Raw genomic sequence first — 24,063 nt, 5'->3', positions numbered from 1 at the left:
TTTGATTCACGCGGAGACTATTTTGATGATGTCTATCAACAGTGCCGAAGGCCGCGCCCGAGTGGTATTACTAATCACAGGTGGGTTTTGGGTCGTGCCATTGGAAACCACCCAGCGCAATACACCATTGAAGTCAGAGGCAGGCGCCCAAGTGTGCTTCTCCCACTTCCCATGGCCGTTAGCGGCAAACCCATCATTGGCTTGACCTAGTATTTCGCGATGTTGAAGCGTATCGGGCGTCGCTTGATTGCCCTCGTAAGTATCGAAAAGAGCAAAATCGTTCATTCCCGCGGCACTCGAATCAAAAGGCAAAAACCGGCTGCGGAAAAATAATTTTTTTCCTCTGGGAATGGAAACGTCGGTGACTTCCAGGATCGCACCGTCGATGCCAAAGGTGGTTTGCCCGGAAAAATCATCGTCAAATTGATAGGCGGAAGTATCGGCAGGTACTGGAATGATGCCGGAGGAGGGCAACCGCGCGCCGTCATCGTCAACCAGGGTAGGGTCATCTAGTAATGCAAAACATTTACCCCTGCCAAAGGGACGAATGATTTCTGTTTGGCCTGTCTCAGGGTTTGTGAAGCTAAAATTTTCCACCACCATGCAGCGGCCCATGGGATGGAAGCCAGTGAAATCTCCTTGCCGGAAAGATTGGTTAGTTGAGGGGATAGCCATAGCAAGCGCCTCTATCAATGCTTTAGGCCTTTATACGCTTGCCGAACTAATAAATCTGTGAAATATTCACACTCTGAGGAAACTCTGATTTATTCAGAGTTTCCTGCGGTACAGGGACGTGTCGCCAAAATTAATCACGGAAAGCGATTGAAAAAAACGAAATCGTACTTTTAGTTATTTGCGCTCTGAGAATTCAAGGATGAATTGTTCAGAGCTTCCCTAAAGAATAGAGTCCAGGTGGAATTTGCTTTATGCGCTTCAATTAGATATTATTATTCGTTTAAAAATAGTCCCCACAAGCGAATAATTTAAGGAGTGCAATGAAAACCTTTAGCGCCAAACCCCAAGAAGTCAAACGCGACTGGTATATCATCGACGCCGAAGGGAAAACGTTGGGGCGCCTTGCGGCAGAAATTGCCCGGCGGCTGCGGGGCAAGCACAAGCCCGAATATACTCCCCATGTTGACACTGGCGATTACATTGTGGTCATCAATGCTGAAAAGGTGCATGTGACCGGCCGCAAGGAACAAGACAAACAATACTACCGCCATAGCGGTTATCCCGGTGGCATCAAATCCATCAGTTTAGGCAAGCTGCGCGCCACCCATCCTGAAAGGATTATTGAAAATGCGGTCAAAGGCATGTTGCCCAAAAATCCCTTGGGCCGCGCTATGTACCGCAAGCTCAAGGTCTATGCCGGACCCGAACACAATCATCACGCCCAACAACCAAAAACATTGGAACTGTAATTCACCATGGCACAAACGCAATACAATTATGGCACTGGCCGGCGCAAGAACGCAGTTGCTCGCGTTTTCCTGAAATCCGGTTCGGGACAAATCCTCATCAACCGCAAACCCTTGGAAGAATATTTCGGCCGCAAGACTGATTGCATGCTGGTTCGTCAACCTCTGGAATGCGTGGAAATGACGGATAAATTCGATCTGATGATCACTGTCAAGGGAGGCGGTCCCACAGGGCAAGCAGGCGCGGTTCGCCACGGCATCAGCCGGGCATTGATCGATTACGACGAAACTCTCCGCTCACCACTGCGCAAAGCAGGCTATGTGACCCGCGACGCCCGTAAAGTGGAACGGAAAAAAGTCGGCTTGCATAAAGCCCGTAAGCGCCCGCAATTCTCTAAACGCTAATTCACTACTCCGGTATTTGGGGGATCGTCTAGCGGTAGGACTGCGGACTCTGACTCCGCCAACCCAGGTTCGAATCCTGGTCCCCCAGCCAATAAAAAGCCACTCATACGGGTGGTTTTTTATTGGGCGCAATTCAGCAGTTACCCCCATTACCCCCAGATTGGCCGAAAAAATGATTTTTACCCACTTTTTTCGCTTCTCTTCATGCAAATCCCTTGAAATAGATAACTCATTGCTGCCGTTAGATGATCAAAGATCAGTTGTTTCTCAAAACAAAATAAAAAGCCATTTGTTAAGCTTTTGTTAACTTTCTATTCAGTCGCTATTCAGCGACATAGTCTACAATGCATGCGTCGCTGAAATGCGACACAAGATTGTATTTACAATTTAAATAGGGAGGGGGCTTCCAAATGAATCAATTCTACAAGTATTTTTTTTCCATCATATTAGCTGGAATATTCACCAATACTTTTGCTGCGGTAGTAGTGCCACCACCCGTGCAAAAATGGAAGTTTCATGTGGAATCTGGCTTTACTGTCACCGCTTCAACTGCTGGAGGACCAGCTTTTTGGATCAATCCAAAGACAGGTGCCATCCCGAAAAAATTAGCGACAGGTATCATAGGATCAAATCCAAGTGTCGAACCCAGTTTTGCCGGCGCGCCCTCTACCCTGTCCTGGGGTAATGGTAGTTCAATTTCAGTAGGGGGAGCCACTGGCGGACATCACGAAGGAGAAATGATTACCAATGGAGGCATGGTAAACACCGTAGCAATAGAATTTAAAAACGGACTCAACGACGGCAGCCAGCCCTCTTTGACCTATGCAGGTTTAATGGATGGTGCATGGTCAGATGCGGTCGCGCCCAATTTTTATGAGCAAGGGATCCCCGGGACAGGAGAAAATCATCAACCTTTGTTTTGGCATATTTATTACATGGATACCCCCGATTCAGCAGCTTGCTTAAGTACCGGCTGTGTGGATATTGCTGTAGTTGAACCGATGGGTATGATCTATTCCCAAGAACAGGGTGTATTTGCCGCGAATTTTGATTACTTTGGCCATACTTATACCAGTCTATTAAAAATTGAAGGCGTCAACCCACTGGATGATAGTATTTGCCAAAAGTTGGGGAAATCGGGCTGTGTGGGGATTTTTCTTCCCGAAGGCCGAGATGCCACATTACAAGTTAGTGTGGGTGTCAATGCAGTTCCACTGCCCCCATCTGTCTGGATGCTGGGCAGCGCCTTCGGCTTTTTGACCCTCTTCTTTCGCAACAAGAATTCCGTTGCCACCTGAGGCTCGGGGGAACCGACTTCCGGTGGGTCGCCATGATCCACCGGAGTTTTTTTGAAATTACTTTTCTTCCGGCACATACGCCAGATTAGGCGCCAACCATTTTTCCACCTTTTCCACCGGCCAGCCCTTGCGGCGGGCGTAATCCTCCACTTGGTCGCGGCCGATTTTTCCTACATTGAAATAGGTCGCTTGCGGGTGGGAGAAATACCATCCACTGACGGCTGCCGTCGGTACCATGGCAAAACTCTCGGTCAAAACCAATCCTGCATTATCTTCGGCTTTGAGTAAATCAAACAAAGTACGTTTTTCGGTATGATCGGGACAGGCGGGATAGCCTGGCGCCGGACGGATACCTTGATATCTTTCCTTGATAAGGTCTTCATTGCTCAAGGATTCTTCCGGCGCATAGCCCCAAAACGCTTTGCGCACCCGTTGATGCAGATGTTCGGCAAAAGCTTCGGCCAACCGGTCCGCCAATGCTTTGAGCATGATGGCGTGGTAGTCATCGTGGTCACGTTCAAAACGGTGCAAATGCTCCTCGATGCCAATGCCGGCGTTGACCGCAAACGCGCCTATCCAGTCTGGAATCGCTGCTTCTTCCGGCGCGATAAAATCCGCCAGGCAATAATTCGGCTGCCCTTGCGGTTTTTGATGTTGCTGGCGCAGATGGTGAAGGGTAGTTTGAACCTCCCGGCGGCTTTCATCTATATAGACCAGAATATCATCGCCACGGGAAGCGGCGGGAAACAGGCCAAAAACCGCCCGCGCCTTGAGCCAACCTTTGTTGACAATCTTTTCCAGCATTTGCCGGGCGTCGGCCAAGAGTTTGCGTGCCTCCTTGCCGACAATCTTGTCATCGAGAATCTTTGGATAACTCCCCGCCAATTCCCAGGCTTGAAAGAAAGGAGACCAGTCGATAGTATCCACCAGCCGTTCCAACGGATAATCCTCGAATACTTGAAGTCCAGCCTGTTTGGGGGCAGGGGGTTGATAGTGGGCCCAATCATCGCGAAAACGATTTCGCCGCGCTTCAATGATGGGGAATAGTTGGGTACGGTCTTGCTTTTTGGCGTGACGTTGGCGCACTTGTTCGTATTCTTCCATCAATTGCTGAACAAAAGGCTCGCGCAGATCCTCGCTCAAAAGGCTCCCGGCAACGCCAACGCTGCGGGAGGCATCGGACACATACACCACCGGCGCGTGATAATGGGGATCGATTTTCACCGCCGTGTGTACTCGTGAGGTGGTGGCGCCGCCAATCATCAAGGGCAGATCCATGCCCTGGCGCTCCATTTCCTTGGCCACGTGCACCATTTCATCCAGCGAAGGGGTAATGAGCCCCGACAGGCCGATAATATCCACTTTTTCTTCTTGCGCGGTGTGGAGAATTTTATCGGCGGGCACCATGACGCCCAGATCCACCACTTCAAAACCGTTGCATTGCAGCACCACGCCGACAATGTTTTTGCCGATATCGTGGACATCCCCCTTTACCGTGGCCATGAGGATTTTTCCGGCGGTTTCTCCCTCCTGCCGTTCGGCGTCCATGTAGGGCATCAAATAGGCCACTGCTTTTTTCATAACCCGGGCCGACTTAACCACCTGAGGTAGGAACATCTTGCCGGAGCCAAACAGATCGCCTACCACATTCATGCCCGCCATCAACGGCCCTTCAATCACATGCAGTGGACGCTCGAATTTGAGCCGGGCTTCTTCGGTGTCTTCTTCGATATAATCGGTAATCCCTTTGACCAAGGCGTGCTCGAGCCGCTTTTCCACCGGCCAGCTGCGCCATTCTTCGTCCTCCTTGGCCTGGCTGGCGCCTTCGCCACGGAATTTCTCCGCCACTTCGAGCAAACGCTCGTCAGCATCTTCCCGCCGGCATAAAATGACATCCTCGATGGCGTCGCGCAGTTCTTGAGGGACCTCTTCGTAGATGCCAAGTTGCCCCGCATTGACGATACCCATATCGAGCCCCGCCTGGATGGCGTGATAGAGGAAAACCGCATGGATTGCCTCGCGGACCAGATCGTTGCCGCGGAAAGAAAAAGAAACGTTGGAAATACCCCCCGAAGTCAAGGCATAGGGGAGGGTTTGCTTTATTTTCGCCACCGCTTCGATGAAATCCAGTCCATAGCGGCGGTGCTCGGCAATCCCCGTGGCCACGGCGAATACATTGGGGTCGAAAATGATATCCTGGGGCGGGAAATCGAGTTTTTCCCGCAGTAACCGGTAAGCCCGGGTACAAATTTCCACCTTGCGGTCACGGGTATCTGCCTGGCCTTCTTCATCAAAGGCCATGACCACTACCGCCGCGCCATAACGGCGCGCCAGCCGGGCGTGTTCCAGAAATTTATCTTCTCCTTCCTTGAGGGAAATGGAATTGATAATGCCCTTGCCTTGGATGCATTGCAGCCCTGCTTCGATCACCTCCCACTTGGACGAATCAATCATCACCGGCACCCGGGCGATATCGGGCTCTGCCCCCACCAGATTCAAGAACCGGATCATCGCCGCCTTGGAATCGAGCATGCCTTCGTCCATGTTCACGTCGATGATTTGAGCACCGTTTTCCACCTGTTGCTGGGCTACCTCCAAAGCTGAATCGTAATCCTCTTCCCGGATCAAGCGGCGGAACCGGGCGGAGCCGGTCACATTGGTACGCTCGCCAATATTCACAAACAGAGAGTCTTCCTCGATGTTAAGCGGCTCCAGTCCGGACAGCCGGCAAGCCACGGGAACTTCAGGGATCTGGCGGGGTGGAATGTGGCTGACCGCTTCCGCAATCGCATGGATATGGTCAGGTGTGGTCCCACAGCAGCCGCCGATGATATTGAGAAAACCGCTTCTGGCCCATTCTGAGATTTCCTGGACCATTTCTTCCGGAGACTGGTCATACTCGCCAAATTCGTTGGGCAGACCCGCATTGGGGTGGGCGGAAATGTGCGTGTTTACATAGCCGGAGATTTCCTCGATATATTGGCGCAACTCCTGAGGTCCCAACGCGCAGTTAAAGCCGAACGAGATAGGCTCTGCATGCTGCAAGGCGTTCCAAAAGGCCTCGGCGGTCTGCCCCGACAAAGTCCGGCCGGAAGCGTCGGTGATGGTGCCGGAGATCATAATCGGCAGTTCAAGACCGTGGTCGTCGAAATATTGCTTAATGGCGAATACGGCCGCCTTGGCGTTGAGGGTATCGAAAATGGTCTCCACCAATAAAATATCAGCGCCGCCCGCCACCAGGCCATCGATGGCTTCGGTATAGGCTTCCACCAATTGCTGGAAGTTGATGTTGCGAAACCCTGGATCATTCACATCGGGTGAAATGGAAGCGGTGCGGTTGGTGGGCCCTAAAACGCCTGCCACAAAACGGGGTTTGTCCGGATTTTGCGCGGTAAAATCCTCCGCAACCCGGCGGGCAATTCGGGCGGATTCCAGGTTGATTTCCCGCGCCAGCGCTTCCATGCCATAATCGGCCATCGCCACCTGGGTGGCATTGAAGGTGTTAGTCTCGATAATATCGGCTCCAGCCTGGAGATATTTGCGGTGGATTTCTTCAATGATTTGAGGTTGGGTCAGGGACAACAAATCGTTGTTCCCTTTCAAGTCAGAAGGCCAATCCTGAAACCGCTGTCCTCGATAATCCTCCTCTTGCAAGCGGTAGCCCTGAATCATGGTGCCCATGGCGCCGTCCAGGACCAAAATGCGTTGATTCAGTAGGGTTTTGAGTTCTTTGGTTCGGTTTATTGTTGGGCTCATTGGGTGATTTCTGTTTTTTCAAGAGTATGGATTTTATAACTTTTAACCAAGAAAGGCTTGCCAGCGAAAAACACCTGATTTTTTCCGCTTAGTTTTGCGATAATGGGATATCTGTCTTATGGCGCGTACATAAGAAGAGAATAATTAAAAACTTGAGGAGGATTCCCATGAATAAATTTTTCCTTACACTGATCGCTGCCTGCCTATTCGCAGTTGCTGGGGCAAGTCAAGCGATGAAGGTCAAAAAGCCATCCGCAGCCAAGGCTGAAGAGGTTGGCAATCGCAATCCTGTTAAGCTTAAAGACGCCAGTCCCATCGTGGGCACTTGGATTTTGGTTGAAGTGGCGCCCCGTTATACCGGCGAACGTATCCCGGAAAATCGCACTTGGGAATTTCGCCCTGACGGAACCCTGAAAACTTCTGGCTACAATAGGCACTTCAAACGCAATGATGAACAAGAATTTCACTATGAAATCAAAAATGGCAATATCGTCACCGATGTGCCTGGTCGTCCTGGTAAGACCTTGATTTATCGTATCTATGACCTGGGAGACGGCACGATGGTTCTCCAAGGTGGCGTTGAAGGTTTCTATTTTTTCAAACGTAAATAAATAGTAAGGAGAGTGTGTTATGAATGTGAATATCAATAGCAAGTATAAAGACGACATTATGCTGTGGGGCGGCATTCTGGTTGTCAGCGCCGTGTTCATCGGTATTTTTATGGTGTTTACCACCACCCCGCCGCTGGATCTAATCAAAAAAATTCTAAGCGCTATTCTGATTATGTTTCTGCCTGGCTATATCATCATGAAACTCTACCTGGATGATGTAAAGCTCAGTAACAATCCAGCCGTGGACAAATTCATCCTGTCTTTTGGTTTATCCATGGTGACGGTTCAGTCCTTGGCTTTCATCGTCAATTACTTTGCGGTATATGGCGAAAACCTGGATCAGGAATTCCGCATCCGCATGGAAGCCTACATGCCCTTGATCATTGCTTTCCTGGTGGTTGCCACTGCGTTTGTGCTCAAGTTTTTCTGGGGCACCATTTCCAGTATCTGGGGCAAGTTGATGGATTGGTTTGCCGCCAAATTGGGCGGGGCAGGTCATACCACATTGTTGGTTTTAGCCACTTTCATTATCTTGGCTTTATTCTATCTGGTAATCAAAGTAATCTTGCTCGTTATGGTAAGTATGGCAACTTAATTTATTTCTTAAAACGTAAGCGATCTATCTTTTTAAAAAACGGGCCAAATGGCCCGTTTTTTTATGCTTGGAGGTTTACAGAAAATAAAAAACCTTTGGTGCAAAAGCGTAAAAATTACCAGAATGCTTGAATTTCCGCGCCTTCAGGCGCACACTTAATAACAACACTTCCTGAAAAAGGTTCTGGCGATGCCCGAGTCTGATACGGTACTGGCTAAATTCCGGCAGTTGCCGTATGACCAATACAACATCGATACTGATGTTTATGATCGTCTGGTCAAGCTTTTCCGCTTCATCAAGCGTTTTCTGCATATTAATTTCAAGCTTCACGATCCAGACGACTGGGTGCGCAAGGGGCAAATCTTTGTCTTCAATCACTTCGCCCGCTTTGAAACCTTAATTCCCCAATATTTAATCTATGAATCCACCGGCGCCTATTGCTGCGCCATCGCCCACCGGGAATTGTTCGAAGCAGACGAGAGTCTCGCCCAGCTTTTGTTATCCATTGGCGCCATTCCCCACGATACGCCCGATTTAATGCCGCTGTTGGCCACTCAAATCCTGCGCGGCCATAAAGTCATCATTTTTCCGGAAGGGGGCATGGTTAAGGACCGGCGTGTCATCGATACCAAAGGACGCTACAGCATTTTTTCTCGCACCGCTGCCGGGCAACGCAAACACCATACCGGCGCCGCGGTATTGGGGCTGGGATTGGACATTTTCAAACAGGCCATTCTGGAAGCCAAGCGGTTAAACCAACAAGACAAACTCCAGCGCTGGCTGCAACAATGCCAATTATCCGATCAAGCGCTTTTGCTGGAACGCGCCGCTCAGCCCACCATTATCATTCCAGCCAATATCACTTTCTATCCACTGCGGATTGATGACAACGTCATCCGGGAAGCGGTGGATATCATCCGTCCCGGTTTGAGCAAACGGCATTTGGAAGAGCTGTTGATTGAGGGCAATTTGCTTATAAAAGATACGGATATGGATATCCATTTAGGTGAGCCTGTCCCCGTGGCTGAATGTTGGAATTCATGGGAACGGTGGATTTTGAAATCGGTTTTTCACGAAGTCCAAAGCCTGGGTGAGATTTTCTCTTGGCGTCACAGCAGTGAATGGAAAACCAAACTGCTGGCCCAAAGAATACGCCAAAACGCCCAATGCATCCGTGATCACTATATGGATGCCATGTATAAAGCGGTCACCATCAATTTAAGTCACCTTGCAGCCACCTTGATTTACCATTGCCTCGAAAAAAGGCACGGGAAGATCACCCGGGCGGATTTCCGTATGGTGCTTTATTTAACGATTAAGCAAATTCAGCAAAAAAAAGAATTTTTCTTGCATCGCAGTCTTCGCAATCCTGAACTTTATGCCCAACTGCCGGATAAAGAGCCCCCTGCACTCCATCAATTCATTGGTACCGCTGAAGATGCTGAGCTGATTGAATCCGTAGAAGACGCATACTATTTTTTGCCCAAGCTTTGCGAGGAATTTGAATTCGATACCATCCGCCTGGAAAATCCCGTTGCCGTGTATGCCAATGAAGTGGCGCCGCTACCTGATCTCAAGGGGGTCATTGCCAATGCCTATGAGCGGGCCAGAGAAATAAGCCGCCGGGAATTGGCCTTGCTTCGTTTTGACGATGAATTGCAAGCCTGGCGTTGGGACAAAGCATTTTATTCCGCCCCCTGTTTCGAACCCATCAATGAAAACGAAACCGTCACTATCAGCGGTGAGCCCTATTTGCTTGAGCCGTCGACACCTTCCAACCGGGGCGTGTTATTGATCCACGGCCTGTTGGCTTCCCCCGCGGTCATGCGGCCATTGGCCGAACATCTAGTCCAACAAGGGTACATGGTATTGGCAGTCCGGCTGAAGGGCCATGGCACATCCCCTTGTGATCTGCGTGAACGTAGCTGGCAGGATTGGCTCGATTCGGCATGGCGGGGCTACCGCATTCTCGAAGATTTGACAGAGAAGATAACCGTTGTCGGTTTCTCCACTGGTGCCGTCCTGGCACTGAGAATGGCAGCCGATCAACCCGACTGTTTGATGGGGGTTGTCGCCGTGGCGCCGCCGGTGAAGTTTCGCGACCCCGTCATGTCCTTGGTGCCTTTAGTCCATCAAGCCAATGTGCTAACCCAATGGGTGGCGGCAGGCGGACTCAAGGAGTTTACGGTCCACGAATCCGAGCACCCGGAAACCAATTACCGCCACATTCCCATCCGCGCGTTAAACGAGCTAAAGCGGTTGATTTCGGAAACGGAAAAACATCTCGGCAATGTCCATTGCCGGGTACTTTTGATTCAAAGTGACCGCGATCCGGTCGTCGAGCCCGACAGCGCCGAGATCATTTTTGACAAATTGGGTACCCAGCAAAAGACCCTGACGCTCATCACTTCTTCGAAGCACGATATCGTTTTTAACGATCCCGGTGGCGTCCATGACATGATTTTGTTCTTTCTCAATCAATGCACCCGGCCCCATAATCAGCCACAAATGGTTGCAGCATCATGACGATTAAACCTTGGCTACAACAATATCCTCCCTGTCTTCCAGAGACCATCACCCCTCCCGGGCAAGCGTCCCTGGTCGAACTATTCGAACAATGCAGCAAACAATTTGCCGATTTGCCCGCCCTGGAAAATTTGGGAACCACATTTACTTATCATCAGTGGAATTTGTTGTCACTCAGGTTTGCCGATTATCTCCACCGGCACTTGCAGCTCAAGCCCGGCACCAGAATAGCCATCATGTTGCCCAATCTGCTGCAATATCCGGTTGTGCTTCTGGGGGCGTTGCGCGCCGGGCTGACGGTGGTCAATGTCAACCCTTTGTTCACCCCCCGGGAATTGGCTTATGAGCTTCAAGACTCGGAGGCCGAAGCTATCGTTATTTTGGAGAATTTTGCCTATGTTCTGGAAAAGGTGCTGGATGAAGTCCCCACCCATCATATCATTCTCACCAGCGCCGGGGATCTATGCGGCTTCCCCAAACGCCAGCTTATCAACACAGTTTTAAAATACGTGCGCCGTAAAGTGCCGCCTTACCACCTCCCAACCGCCATTCCCTTGCGCCAGGCTCTGGAACAAGGCCAACCAGTGCGCCCTGAAGTGACGCTCAACCAAGAAGATTTGGCATTTCTGCAATATACCGGCGGCACCACCGGCACCCCCAAGGGCGCTATGCTCACCCACGGCAACCTTCTCGCCAATATCGAACAGGTTCGGCTTTGGCTTACCTGTGAGGACTGGCACCGGCGGATGTTGATTGGCGAGGAAGATGTGGTGACCGCCTTGCCGCTTTACCATATCTTTGCCCTGACCGCGAACCTGTGGGTTGGTTTGACATTGGGAGTGAACAACCACCTGATTACCAATCCCCGGGACTTGAAGCTGTTTGTCAAAAAGCTGTCCAAAATCCGTTTTACCGTGCTCACCGGCGTCAACACCTTGTTTATTCATTTAATGCATACGCCGGGTTTCAAGCAGCTGCATTTTTCCGACCTCAAGCTCACCATGGCCGGCGGCATGTCCATGCAAAAAGCGGTGGCGGAAGACTGGCAGCAAATTACCGGCAGTCCGGTGATTGAAGGCTATGGCTTGACCGAAACCTCGCCGGTGGTCACCCTCAATCCATTGGATATTGAAGCCTTTACCGGCAGCATCGGCCTGCCACTGCCTTCCACCGACTGTTGTATCCTTGATGGCGGCGAACCGCAACCCATCGGCAAAGAGGGGGAATTATGCGTCCGGGGGCCTCAAGTCATGCGGGGCTACTGGAAGCAGCCAGAGGAAAGTAAAGCCGTATTCACCGAAGACGGTTGGCTGAGAACCGGCGATATCGCCAAAATGGACGACAAAGGCTTCTTCTATATTGTCGATCGCAAAAAAGACATGATTCTGGTATCCGGTTTCAACGTTTATCCTAACGAAATCGAACAGGTCATTGTCAGTCACCCCAAGGTGAAAGAATGCGCCGCCATTGGCGTTCCCGATGAAAAAACCGGCGAAGCCATCAAAGTTTTCGTGGTCGCCGACGATCCCGATCTTACCGTAAAAGAACTAAAAATCTTCTGCCGCGCCAACTTGACTGGCTATAAGATCCCCAAATATATTGAATTCAGAGACGAACTGCCCAAAACCACCGTGGGCAAAATCTTGCGCCGTCAGCTAAAAGAGGAGCTTAAAGATGAATGATGTGGTCATCGCCAGCTATTGCCGTTCCCCCTTCACCCCGGCCCACAAGGGCGCCCTTATCCGCACCCGGCCCGACGATCTGACCGCCCAGGTCATCCAGGGCTTGCTGAAACGCAGCAAAGTACCCCCCGAGGAGATCGAAGAAATCATGCTGGGCTGTGCTTTCCAGGAAGCCGAGCAAGGCTTTAATTTAGGCCGGATGGTGGTATTCCTGGCGGGACTGCCACAACCTATCGCCGGTCAAACCATCAACCGCTGGTGCGGCTCCTCCATGCAATCCATCCACAGCGCCGCCGGCGCCATCCGCTGGGGCAGCGGTGAGGCCTTTATCTGCGCCGGCGTGGAAAGCATGACCCGTATCCCCATGGGCGGTTATAACCCCATGCCCCATCCCGGACTCTACGAAAAATTCCCCCAAGCCTATATGAGCATGGGAGAGACTGCGGAAAACCTGGCCAAGAAATACGCCATCCCCCGGGAAGAGCAGGAAAAATTCGCCTTGAGCAGCCATCAAAAGGCAGCCGCCGCCCAGGCCGAGGGGCGTTTCCGGGAAGAAATCGTCCCCATTCGAACTCCTGACGGAAATGAAGTTACCGAAGATGGCTGCATCCGCAGCGATACCAGCCTGGAAAAACTGGCGCAACTCAAGCCCGCTTTTCTTGCCGATGGCACCATTACCGCCGGCACTTCTTCCCCGCTTACCGATGGTGCCAGCGCAGTTTTGGTCTGCAGCATGGAATTTGCCAGCCGCCATAATCTGGAGCCGTTGGCTAAGATCAAAAGCATGGCGGTCACCGGATGCGCGCCGGAAATTATGGGTATCGGCCCTGTGGGGGCCACCCAAAAGGCGCTCCAGAGGGCGGGTTTGACCCTCGACGACATTGACCTGATTGAAATCAACGAAGCGTTCGCCGCCCAAGTGCTTTCGGTGGTCAAAGAGCTCAACCTGGACCTCAGTAAAATTAACCTGGACGGGGGCGCCATTGCTTTGGGCCATCCCCTCGGCGCCAGTGGCGCCAGAATCACCGGCAAAGCGGCGCAACTGCTCAAGCGTACGGGCAAACGTTATGCCCTAGCAACCCTTTGCGTAGGCGGCGGACAAGGCATGGCGACGGTTCTGGAGGCAGTGTGATGAGCGTGCAAAAAGTAGCCATCCTGGGTGCTGGGGTGATGGGGGCGCAGATTGCCGCCCAGGCGGCCAACGCTGGGCTGGAAGTGATGTTGTTGGATATTGTGCCGGAAGGTGCTCCTGACCGGGATATGCTCGCCAAAGGCGCTATCGACCGTCTGCTGAAAATGCAGCCTGCGCCTTTGATGTTGCCGAAATTCGCCCGCAGGATCCGGCCCGGCAATCTGGAAGATCATCTGGAATGGCTCACAGAAGCCGATTGGGTCTGTGAAGCGGTGATCGAGGATCTTGCCATCAAGCAATCCCTTTACCAGAAAATTGAACCGTTCCTGAAACCTTCTGCCGTGCTGTCTTCCAATACCTCTACCTTGCCCTTGGCCCAGTTAACCTCGGGTCTTTCGGAAGACCTGGCCAATCGTTTTTGTATTACCCATTTCTTTAACCCGCCCCGTTACATGCGGTTGCTGGAAGTGGTGCCTGGACAGTGCGAAAGCACCCGCTTGGAAGCACTCATCACCTGTCTGGATCACCACCTGGGAAAAACCGTTATCCAGTGCAAGGACACGCCGGGCTTCATTGCCAACCGGATTGGCAGCTACTGGTTGCAATGGGGATTATTGAGCGCTCTGGAGCTGGGTTTGACGGTCGAGGAAGCCGACGCTGCCCTACGCCCCTTAGGCATTCCCAAAACCGGCATTTTCGGCCTGCTCGATTTGGTAGGGCTGGATTTAATGCCCAAGATCCTCGCCAACCTTCAGCAGCGTCTGCCCGCCGCCGATTCTTTGCAACAGATCGCCCGGATCCCGGACTTTCTGGAAAAAATGATCGCCTCGGGATTTACCGGGCGCAAAGGCAAGGGCGGTTTTTACCGCCTCGATACCTCCGGGGGCAAGCGCGTTAAACAAGCGTTGGATTTGGCCACAGGGGAATACCGGCCCGCCCAAAAACCAAATTTGGCCGGCTTGTCCGCTGCCCGCCGGGAAGGATTGCAAGGTTTTTTAACCTTCCCCGACAAGGCTGGCCGCTACGCTTGGCGGGTCTTTTCCCAAACCCTGCTGTATGCCGTGCAAGTGGCGCCTGAAATCGCCCACGATATCCATTCGATAGACCAAGCCATGAAGATGGGTTACAACTGGAAATACGGGCCTTTTGAACTGATCGATAAACTGGGCGTGAACTGGTTCCGCCAGAAACTGGAAGCAGAAAACCAGCCTGTGCCCGACTTGCTTCAAAAGGCGGAGCGTTTTTACCAAATCCGTGACCAACAAAAGTGGCAGCTTGGATTCGACGGCCAATATCAACCGATTCGGCGTCCTACAGGCGTGCTGCTTTTGGAAGATATCAAAATCGCCAGCAAGCCAGTGGCAAAAAATGCTTCCGCCAGCCTCTGGGATATCGGTGACGGCGTGGCCTGTTTGGAGTTCCACAGCAAGATGAACACCCTGGATCCTTTGGTGATGGAGATGATTGAAAAGACCATCACCATCGTCGCCCGGGATTTCAAAGCCCTGGTCATTTATAACGAAGCCCAGCACTTTTCCGCCGGCGCCAATCTGGGAGTCTTGATGTTTGCCATCAATACCGCCCTGTGGGATGAAATCGAACGCTTGGTCGCCCAGGGGCAAAGCACCTTCAAGGCACTGAAATACGCCCCTTTTCCTGTGGTTGGCGCGCCATCTGGCATGGCGCTGGGCGGCGGCTGCGAAATCCTGCTCCACTGCGATGCCCGCCAAAGCCATGCCGAACTTTATTCTGGACTGGTGGAAGTAGGGGTCGGGTTGATTCCCGCGTGGGGCGGCTGCAAAGAAATGCTGTGCCGCCATAGCCAGGCGCCCGACCGACCCGGCGGCCCTATTCCGCCAGTAAGTCAATCCTTCGAGCAAATCGGCCTGGCCAAGGTGTCAGGCTCCGCCTTCGAGGCCCAAAAGCAAAGGATTTTGGATGCCCAAGACGGCATTACCATGAACAGGGATCGGGTACTGCACGACGCCAAGCAGTTGGCTCTCAAGCTTTGTGAAAATTACGCCATTACCGCACCCCCGGCTTACCATCTGCCCGGTCCGACTGGCCAAGCCGCATTGGACATGGGCGTCCATCAACTGCGCCTCAAAGGCCAAGCCAGTGAATACGATGCGGAAATTGCCAAGCACTTGGCTCGGGTTCTCAGCGGGGGTGATACCGATCTGGTGGATGAAATTGGCGAAAACGACATTTTGGGACTGGAGCGGCAGGCCTTTATGCATTTAATCCGCCAACCCAAAACCCTGGCCCGGCTGGAACACATGCTGGACACCGGTAAACCGTTGCGCAACTGAATGAGGTAACCATCATGTTGACCTACTCCGCCCCTCTGCGCGATATGCGCTTTGTTTACGAAGAACTGCTCCAAGGCGGTGATTTGCAGTCGCTGCCGGGTATGGAGGACGTTTCCCCGGACCTGTTGGGCGCTGTTTTGGAAGAAGCCGCGCGGTTTTGCGAAAAAGTGCTGCTGCCCCTGAACCAAAGCGGTGATCAGGAAGGTTGCCGGTTTGAAAACGGCCAGGTCTTTACCCCCAAGGGGTACAAGGAAGCCTACCGGCAATATATCGAAGGCGGCTGGCCTTCCCTCAGTTGCGATCCCGAATTTGGCGGCCAAGGCCTGCCCCACATGCTTCATTGCATGGTGGGGGAGATGATTTGCTCCACCAACCTTTCGTTCGCTATATATTCCGAATTAACCCACGGGGTCTATGAACTCCTCCACCAATACGGCACCGATGAACTGAAATCCCTTTACCTCCCGCCTTTGGTGGAAGGGCGCTGGAGCGGCACCATGTGCCTGACCGAACCCCAGTGTGGTACCGATCTGGGCCTCATCCGTACCCGCGCGGTCCCCCAGGCAGACGGCAGCTATCAATTGAACGGCGGCAAAATCTTCATTTCCGCCGGCGAACACGATCTTACGGAAAACATCATCCATATGGTGTTGGCCCGTACCCCTGACGCACCGCCCGGAACCAAAGGCATCAGTTTGTTTTTAGTGCCCAAATTTGTCCCGCAGGTAGACGGCGCCCTTGGCCCTGCCAATGGCGTCGAATGCGTCTCCATCGAGCACAAAATGGGAATCCGCGCCTCCAGCACCTGCACCTTGAGCTTCAATAACGCCAAGGGCTGGCTGATTGGCAAGGAGAATCAAGGTCTTCGAGCCATGTTTTTGATGATGAATCGGGCCCGCCTGTGGGTAGGGTTGCAAGGTCTGGGGCTGGCGGAAATCGGCTATCAAAATGCCGTTCATTACGCCCGCGAGCGCCTTCAGGGCCGGGCTTTGAAAGGGCCGGTGAATCCTGACAAACCCGCCGATCCCATCATTGTCCATGCCGATGTGCGGCGGATGCTTCTGACCATGCGGGCCTATAACGAAGGCATGCGGGCCATGAGCGTGTGGGCCGCCGCCCGACTGGATCATTCCGAAAGACAAACCAACGAAAAGGCAAGACAGGAAGCCGAAGATTTCATCGCCCTGATCACCCCGGTGATGAAAGCCTTCTTTACCGATTTAGGCTTCGAAGCCACCAACCTGGCAGTACAAGTCTATGGTGGACACGGCTATATCACCGAAAATGGTGTCGAACAATTAGTGCGTGATGCGCGTATCGGCCAGCTCTATGAAGGAACCAACGGGATCCAGGCCCTGGATTTAATCGGCCGGAAATTGCCCGCTCATGCAGGCAGGCATCTTAGAACGTTTTTCCAGCCTTTGGAGGCCTATCTCAGCGAGCGGCGCAACCATCCTCATCTCGCCCCCATGGTGGGTGCCGTAGCCAAGGCCTTTGGCCGCCTGCAACGGGCCAGCGTGCAAATCGCTCTCAAGGGCATGCAAGATCCTGACGAAGGGGCGGCAGTCGCTTACGATTATCTACAATTGTTCGGACTGGTAGCGCTGGGATGGATGTGGCTGCGGATGTCAGAAACCGCGTTGGCCAAGTTGGAGAACGATCCTCAAGGATTCTACCAAGCCAAAATCGCCACCGCGCGTTTCTATATGGAAAAAATCCTACCCCGCAGCGGATCGCTTTTTTCCAGCATCATGGCGGGCGCGCCAGCCATTATGGAGTTTGAGACGGACCGGTTCTGACCGGTCCATGCTTTTAGTGAAACCATCCAAAATTTGACTTGTGTCAAAATACCCACAAATTATACATGGTAATTTAGCCAGCGACTGTTCATCAGTCACTATTGTTTAAAACAAGAGGAGTTCTTTATGGCGACTCAAGATAAAGAAAAAGATTACTTTTGGCATATTATTGCAGCGGTTGTCATCGCGGTGGCAGTTACTATGTGGATGGTCAAAAAATCAGAACACGGTAAATATAAAACCAGCGCGGAAGCGATTGCTAAAGATCCGGCAATGTCTTCCTACCGCTGAGCGTATCGACGCCTCCACTCTTTACCGGCGGCGGGCTTTGCTTGCCGCCGGTCTCCTTTTGTTCCTCTGGACTTACAAAGGATTGCCTTCTTTATCCACCAAAGGCACTTTATATTCACGAAGCAGGGCAAGGATGTCATCGTGCTTTTGATTCAAAAGATTCTGTAATTGCTGCTGTCTTTCCTTGTCCCCCCGGCGAACCGCCATGGATATGGCATAGTTGAAGCGGATGCCTTTTTCTGACTTGAGGGGAATCAATTTAAAATCATCAGGATGCTTCCAGGGAAGATAGGCACCGATGGGCCCCCACACGATGGCCATATTGATATCGCCCTTGGCGAATGCTTTTTCCAAGCGCATCGCTGTATTCTCATTGAGATCCCCGGTCATGGCCTGGTAGGTTTTTCCCTGTTTGAGCAGGTGATGACGAAGCAACCAGGTCACCCCGGGCGTGCGGTCAAACATGGCGATCTTCAGATCCTTTTTGCGTTCAGGCGGTAGTTGCTCCAGTTGTTCCGGGCTGTGGATATCATCAAAGCCCTTGCCTTTGGCAACAATCAATACATAGGTGGAACGGTAATAAGGCTTGGTGGTGGCCGCCAATTCATAGCCTGCTGGAACACCCATCACCACATCGCATTTATATTCCTTGGTTTCCGGATCCTTGGCTTTTAAGGTATTGCGCAAAAAACCGATCCGCTGGGGAAACCAAGTGTAAGTTATTTCTTGACCCAATTCCTTGGCAAACAACTGGGCAATTTTATTCTCGAACCCTTGCTGTTTCTTGTCAGACAGCGGGGGATTGACAGGATCGGCGCATACCCGGAAGGATTCCTTGGCCATGGTTGGCTGTGCCATGAAAATAGCAAAAACACAGACTGTAATACCTAAAAACCGGATCATAGAATTACTCCATTCACTAAGTTCTAATCTTGAAACTCTGATTATTAGACGCAATAAATTCAAAAGGATCAATATAACCTTAATTCTGCAAGTGTTTCGGCATTCGGCTGCCAAATCAAGCCTTTATGCTGCGTTGGCCGCACCAATTTTATGCTCGAAGTAGCGCTGTTACGCCTGCGCGAAATTGGCTTGCCGCCTTGCCCAAGGCCTTGCTTGACATCCTTGCCACCTATCAGTTCCGCAGAGGAGGCGGAGGAAGGGGCTGTGGGCGGCCATGGATGGCCGCTCCGGGCCTAAATTCATGGACGTATTTCGGTCCGGCAGCCCCTTCCCCGCCTCCGAAAAAGCAAATTGATAGGTGGTGAGCTTGACACCCTCGGTGCTCGAATCACTTGCAAAATTTAGGTATATAAAAAAGCCCCGGCCAGAAACCCGGCCAGGGCCATTCCTATTAAAGCGCTAAAGCTAACTTACTTTTTCGGCAAAGCGAAAGTCGTCAGCACGCCGCCCAACTGGGTGAATTTATCCAAAGAGCGGTATGCGCCCACAGCGCCCAGACCTTCAGTATCTTCTTCCAGGCCAGCGGCCATGCCGATACCAGCCCAACCACCCAGGCCAGACAAGACACCAATGTATTGCTTGCCGTTGAACTTCCAGGTGTTGGGATTACCGATGATGCCGGATGGGGTCTTGAACTTGTAGAGTTCCTTACCGGTTTTGGCATCACGGACTTTCAGATAGCCTTCCAGGGTACCGTGAACTACGATGTCACCTTTGGTGGCCAACACACCGCTCCAAACCGAGAAAGGTTCATCGTAAGACCAGACAATTTTACCGGTCTTGGCATCCCATGCGGTGAACACACCCAGATTGCTGGAACCGTTCTTTTTGCCGGTCTTAACGTCGCGTCCCGCTGGGAACATGGTTAAGGTGGCGCCCACATAAGGCTGACCCGGTGTGTATTCAACCTCGAAAGGTTCGTAGTTCATGCACACATGGTTGCCTGGCACATAGAAATAACCGGTGCGTGGTGAATAAGCCACGGGACCTTGGTTCTTGGAACCCAAGGCTGCGGGACAAACGTCTTCGGTATTGACGTCCTCGCCGTTTTCCTCGGTGCTGTACTTGGGATCGACCACGGGACGGCCAGTTTTCTTGTTGACTTCCTTGGCCCAGTTAACCGCTTTGTCGTACTTTTCCGCGACCAGCAATTCACCAGTTTCACGGTCCAGGGTGTAGGCAAAACCGTTACGGTCGAAATGCACCAGGGTTTTGCGCATTTTGCCGTTGATTTTTTGATCCGCCAGCACCATTTCGTTGATGCCGTCGTAGTCCCATTCGTCGTGTGGCGTCATTTGATAGACCCACTTGGCAACGCCGGTGTCAGCATCGCGTGCCCAAATGGTCATAGACCACTTGTTGTCGCCAGGACGTTGTACAGGATTCCAGGTGCCGGGGTTCCCAGAGCCGTAGTAGATCAAATTCAATTTCGGATCATAGCTGTACCAACCCCAGGTAGTACCGCCACCGATTTTCCATTGATCCCCTTCCCAGGTTTTCAGGCTAGAATCCTTGCCGACCGGCTGCAAGCCTTTTTCGCTTCCCATCCAGGTCATGGTTTTCTTGGGGTCCAGGCCCACTTCTTTATCTGGACCGGTGCTGTACATCTTCCATGCCAGCTTGCCGTCCTTGAGGTTATAGGCCGCAATAAAACCGCGAACCCCGAACTCACCACCAGAGATACCAGTCAGCACCTTGTCCTTGACTACCAAGGGTGAGTTGGTATTGGTCATCCCGACTTTGGGGTCGCCGTTTTTCACTTGCCAAACCACTTTACCGGTTTTGGCGTCCAGGGCGGTCAAAGTCGTGTCGGCTTGTTGGAGAATGATTTTGCCATCCCCGTAGGCCAGACCACGGTTGACCACGTCACAACACATGACCGGGATGGTTTCATCAGCATCCTGGGTTGGTTCATACGCCCAGATAATGTGCTGATCCTTCGGATCAATCGCGAAAACTTTATTGGGGAATGGTGTATGAACGTAAAGCACACCGTTGATAAATAACGGTCCGCCTTCGTGGCCTTTCAATTTGCCAGTAGAAAATGTCCATGCCGGCGCTAAATTCCCAGCATTTTTATTGTTGATTTGATCCAGTTCGCTGTAGCGGGTACCCCAATAATTACCGCCCCAAATCGCCCAGTTGGATGCGTTTTTGCTCAGTCTGATGACTTCTTGGTTCGCTTGCACCCCAGGCACAGCTAACACCGACATGACAGCCGCTGCGATCAGGCCATTCTTCAAGGGTTTCTTCATGTGATCCTCCTCATTGTTTTTGCTGATGGTAAGTCACTGACACGGAATCGGTCTTTGTGAATAGGAAATTTTCCTAAACACTGCCATGACTTTTCCCGGTCAATCCTTAGGGCAGTAAATTGAAGGATTTTGCCCTAAAAGTCAAGAAAGGACTGTCTTCATCAACCCTTTCGTTGCTATTTCCATGCGCAAGGTTAGGTTTGCGTGATAACACAATCATACCCGGCACTCAAAAATTAATGGATTCGTTTCCCCGGTTGCCCCCCTGGATGCACTTTGATGGCGCAAAACTTGAACTCAGGGATTTTGGCATCAGGATCCAGCGCCTCATTAGTGAGCAGGTTGGCAGCCGCCTCATTGTAACAAAACGCCATAAACACTGTCCCCCGCTGCATGCCGATATCTGGTCGGGCATAGGCGGAAACTCTGCCGCGGCGCGATTCTAACGTAATAAGCCCACCGGGCTCCACGCTAATTGCCGCCAAATCTTCAGGATGGATGACCGCGATCGGGTCAGGCTCGATGGCATCAAGTACAGCCGCGTGGCGGGTCATGCTGCCTGTATGCCAATGTTCCAGTTGCCGTCCGGTGATAAAGACAAAAGGATATTCCTCATCTGGCATTTCCGCGGCGTGAATAAATTTGGCCGGCACCATTTTGCCCCGGCCCGATGGCGTTGGAAAGCCTTGGGTGAAAATCACAGGTTCCCCTGGATCGCCTTCTTTCTCACAGGGGTAGATAACCGAATCTTCTTGCTCTAGACGTTCCCAGGTGATCCCTGCAATACTCGGCATGGCCTGGCGCATTTCGTTAAATACTTCGGTGGGACCGGAATAATTCCAGTCCAATCCGATACGCCGGGCGATTTCCTGGATAATCCACCAATCCTGGCGTGCCTCTCCAGGGGGATTAATTGCCTGACGGCCCAGCTGTACCCTACGGTCGGTATTGGTAAAGGTGCCGGTTTTTTCCGGGAAAGCCGAGGCTGGCAATATGACATCGGCAAAACCGGCGGTTTCGGTTAGAAAAATGTCTTGAACCACCAAGTGATCCAGCTTGGCCAACGCTGCCCGGGCATGGGAAACATTGGGGTCTGACATAGCCGGATTTTCTCCTTCGATGTACATTCCGCGCACTTGCTGCGCATCAATCGCGTGCAGAACTTCCACCACGGTCAAACCGGGTTGAGGGTCCAACGGGCTATTCCAAAGCTGTTCGAATTTTTGCCGGATCTGAGGATCATCCACCTTTTGGTAATCGGGGAACACCATGGGTATCAATCCCGCGTCAGACGCCCCCTGGACGTTATTTTGCCCCCGCAGCGGGTGAAGACCCGTCCCGGGGCGACCGATCTGTCCCGTCATCAATGCCATGGAAATCAGGCAGCGGGCATTGTCGGTGCCATGGATGTGTTGGGAGATACCCATGCCCCACAAAATCATTGAACCCTTGGATGTGGCATACAGCCTGGCGACTTCACGGATGGTCTCGGCGGGTATGCCGCAAATAGGCGAAACCCTTTCCGGGGGATATTCTTTCAAATGTTGACTTAGCCGCTCAAAGCCCTCGGTCCATTGGTCAATGTAATTCTGGTCAGTCAGCCCTTCCTCGACAATGGTATGCATGATGCCATTGAGCAGGGCAACATCGGTATCCGGCCTGAATTGCAATGAATATTCGGCAAAACGGCAAATTTCGGTGCGGATGGGGTCCATCACAATCAACTTGGCGCCGTCTCTGACCGCATTCTTGATCCAAGTCGCCGCGACCGGGTGATTGACAGTGGGGTTGGAGCCAATGATGACAATTACTTCCGCTTTCATCACATCCGCCACGGGATTGGACACCGCCCCGGAACCGATGCATTCGAGCAAAGCCACCACCGAGGAAGCGTGGCACAAGCGGGTACAGTGATCGACATTGTTACTGCCAAAGCCGGTACGCACCAGCTTTTGAAACAGGTAGGCCTCTTCATTGCTTCCCTTGGCCGACCCAAAGCCAGCCAAGGCTTTGGGGCCATGCCGATCGCGGATTTGTTTCAATCCGCCAGCGGCAAAATCCAGTGCTTCTTCCCAGGTTGCTTCACGGAAGACATCATAAAGATTATCGGGATCCAATAGTTCGGTGGTTTTAGCAGCGTCTTCCTTGCGAATCAAGGGCTTGGTAAGACGATAGGGATTATGGACATAATCAAAGCCAAAACGGCCTTTGACGCACAGGCGACTGTGATTGGTTTCTCCATTGCGCCCTTCCACATAGAGAATACGGTTGTCACGGATGTTATAGGTCAACAGGCAACCAACCCCGCAATAAGGACAAGTGGAATCCACTTTTTTGTCTACCGGCAGATGCCCCACATCGCCCGCCGGCATCAAGGCACCCGTTGGGCAGGCTTGAACACACTCACCGCAAGCCACGCAAGTGCTATCCCCCATGGGATCATCCAGGTCGAAAACAATCTTGGCCGCCGCGCCCCGGAAAGCATAACCAATCACGTCATTGGCTTGCTCCTCGCGGCAGGCGCGCACACAGCGAGTGCACTGGATACAGGCGTCCAAGTTGACCGCCATGGCGGGATGGGATAAATCAGGGGCGGGCTGGCTGCGGGAAGGATAGCGAGGCGTACCCACGTCCAATTTCTGTACCCAATAGTCCAATTCGGAATCATCGCGGTAAGGGGATTTCCCCTGATCGGGCATGTCCGCCAAGAGCAGTTCCAGCACCATTTTTTGGGATTTTTCCGCGCGCTCGCTCCGTGCCTTGACAGTCATGCCTTCTTTTGGCGCCCGGCAGCAGGAAGGCGCCAACACTCTCTCGCCTTCAATTTCCACCACGCAGGCACGGCAGTTGCCATCCGCGCGCATTCCTTCTTTGTAACAAAGATGGGGAATCTCGATACCGTGCCGTTTGGCGGCTTCGAGTATGGTTTCCCCTTCGACTGCAGTAATTTCCTGACCGTCCAGAGTAAATTTGAGGGTTTTCAATTCTTTCACAAAATCGGGATTGGCAGCCATAAT

At 52.2% G+C, this 24,063-nt stretch carries 15 protein-coding genes, 1 tRNA gene and 1 pseudogene; 12 read left to right on the top strand and 5 right to left on the bottom strand.

The annotated features are described in order from the left end of the window. Positions 1 to 6: 6 nt before the first annotated feature. On the bottom strand, positions 7 to 615 hold the full coding sequence (locus AXA67_14065) for a hypothetical protein (protein KXJ40150.1): 609 nt from the start codon (positions 613 to 615) through the stop codon (positions 7 to 9). A gap of 380 nt (positions 616 to 995) precedes the next feature. On the opposite strand from AXA67_14065, the gene AXA67_14060 reads away from it, so the two are divergent. From AXA67_14060 to AXA67_14045, 4 genes are all read left to right on the top strand, one after another. Next, positions 996 to 1,424: a 50S ribosomal protein L13 gene (locus AXA67_14060; protein KXJ40149.1), complete on the top strand. Its 429-nt coding sequence runs from the start codon at positions 996 to 998 to the stop codon at positions 1,422 to 1,424. Between the two features lie 6 nt (positions 1,425 to 1,430). Further along, a complete protein-coding gene (locus tag AXA67_14055) occupies positions 1,431 to 1,826 on the top strand; it encodes a 30S ribosomal protein S9 (GenBank protein ID KXJ40148.1) in 396 nt (131 codons plus the stop codon). A gap of 17 nt (positions 1,827 to 1,843) precedes the next feature. Next, positions 1,844 to 1,917: transfer RNA gene (locus AXA67_14050), tRNA-Gln, on the top strand. A gap of 319 nt (positions 1,918 to 2,236) precedes the next feature. Further along, on the top strand, positions 2,237 to 3,124 hold the full coding sequence (locus AXA67_14045; GenBank protein KXJ40147.1) for a hypothetical protein: 888 nt from the start codon (positions 2,237 to 2,239) through the stop codon (positions 3,122 to 3,124). A gap of 57 nt (positions 3,125 to 3,181) precedes the next feature. On the opposite strand, the gene AXA67_14040 is transcribed toward AXA67_14045, so the two are convergent. Next, positions 3,182 to 6,880, bottom strand: a complete 3,699-nt coding sequence (locus AXA67_14040; protein ID KXJ40146.1) for a methionine synthase — start codon at positions 6,878 to 6,880, stop codon at positions 3,182 to 3,184. 167 nt (positions 6,881 to 7,047) lie between these two features. Here AXA67_14040 and AXA67_14035 point away from each other — a divergent pair, with 167 nt between their 5' ends. The 8 genes and pseudogenes from AXA67_14035 to AXA67_14000 all read left to right on the top strand — a co-directional run bounded on the left by AXA67_14035 (position 7,048) and on the right by AXA67_14000 (position 17,828). Then, on the top strand, positions 7,048 to 7,491 hold the full coding sequence (locus AXA67_14035) for a hypothetical protein (protein ID KXJ40145.1): 444 nt from the start codon (positions 7,048 to 7,050) through the stop codon (positions 7,489 to 7,491). Between the two features lie 19 nt (positions 7,492 to 7,510). Continuing rightward, the gene (locus tag AXA67_14030) at positions 7,511 to 8,086 is read left to right on the top strand and encodes a hypothetical protein (protein KXJ40144.1); all 576 of its coding nucleotides are present in this window, start codon (positions 7,511 to 7,513) and stop codon (positions 8,084 to 8,086) included. A 189-nt stretch (positions 8,087 to 8,275) separates the two neighbouring features. Continuing rightward, positions 8,276 to 10,612 carry a hypothetical protein gene (locus tag AXA67_14025; GenBank protein KXJ40143.1) on the top strand — a complete coding sequence of 779 codons (2,337 nt, stop codon included), beginning with the start codon at positions 8,276 to 8,278 and terminating at the stop codon, positions 10,610 to 10,612. Further along, complete coding sequence (locus tag AXA67_14020) at positions 10,609 to 12,294, top strand: long-chain fatty acid--CoA ligase (GenBank protein KXJ40142.1); 1,686 nt, start codon at positions 10,609 to 10,611, stop codon at positions 12,292 to 12,294. Before AXA67_14025 ends, AXA67_14020 begins: the two co-directional genes overlap by 4 nt. Continuing rightward, complete coding sequence (locus AXA67_14015; GenBank protein KXJ40141.1) at positions 12,287 to 13,426, top strand: acetyl-CoA acetyltransferase; 1,140 nt, start codon at positions 12,287 to 12,289, stop codon at positions 13,424 to 13,426. Before AXA67_14020 ends, AXA67_14015 begins: the two co-directional genes overlap by 8 nt. After that, the gene (locus AXA67_14010) at positions 13,426 to 15,738 is read left to right on the top strand and encodes a 3-hydroxyacyl-CoA dehydrogenase (GenBank protein KXJ40140.1); all 2,313 of its coding nucleotides are present in this window, start codon (positions 13,426 to 13,428) and stop codon (positions 15,736 to 15,738) included. Before AXA67_14015 ends, AXA67_14010 begins: the two co-directional genes overlap by 1 nt. A gap of 14 nt (positions 15,739 to 15,752) precedes the next feature. Next, positions 15,753 to 17,537, top strand: coding sequence for an acyl-CoA dehydrogenase (locus AXA67_14005; GenBank protein KXJ40139.1), 1,785 nt, complete (start codon positions 15,753 to 15,755; stop codon positions 17,535 to 17,537). Between the two features lie 101 nt (positions 17,538 to 17,638). Continuing rightward, positions 17,639 to 17,828, top strand: a pseudogene (locus AXA67_14000) (hypothetical protein). A 72-nt stretch (positions 17,829 to 17,900) separates the two neighbouring features. Here the strand turns inward: AXA67_14000 and AXA67_13995 are convergent. The 3 genes from AXA67_13995 to AXA67_13985 form a co-directional block, all read right to left on the bottom strand. After that, complete coding sequence (locus AXA67_13995) at positions 17,901 to 18,731, bottom strand: ABC transporter substrate-binding protein (GenBank protein KXJ40138.1); 831 nt, start codon at positions 18,729 to 18,731, stop codon at positions 17,901 to 17,903. Between the two features lie 470 nt (positions 18,732 to 19,201). Further along, positions 19,202 to 21,046, bottom strand: a complete 1,845-nt coding sequence (locus tag AXA67_13990) for a methanol dehydrogenase (protein ID KXJ40137.1) — start codon at positions 21,044 to 21,046, stop codon at positions 19,202 to 19,204. 236 nt (positions 21,047 to 21,282) lie between these two features. Beyond that, complete coding sequence (locus AXA67_13985) at positions 21,283 to 24,060, bottom strand: formate dehydrogenase (protein KXJ40136.1); 2,778 nt, start codon at positions 24,058 to 24,060, stop codon at positions 21,283 to 21,285. Between the last annotated feature and the right edge of the window lie 3 nt (positions 24,061 to 24,063).

Source organism: Methylothermaceae bacteria B42 (assembly GCA_001566965.1).
Classification (GTDB): Bacteria; Pseudomonadota; Gammaproteobacteria; order Methylococcales; family Methylothermaceae; genus Methylohalobius.
This window is presented reverse-complemented; position numbering and strand designations above follow the sequence as displayed.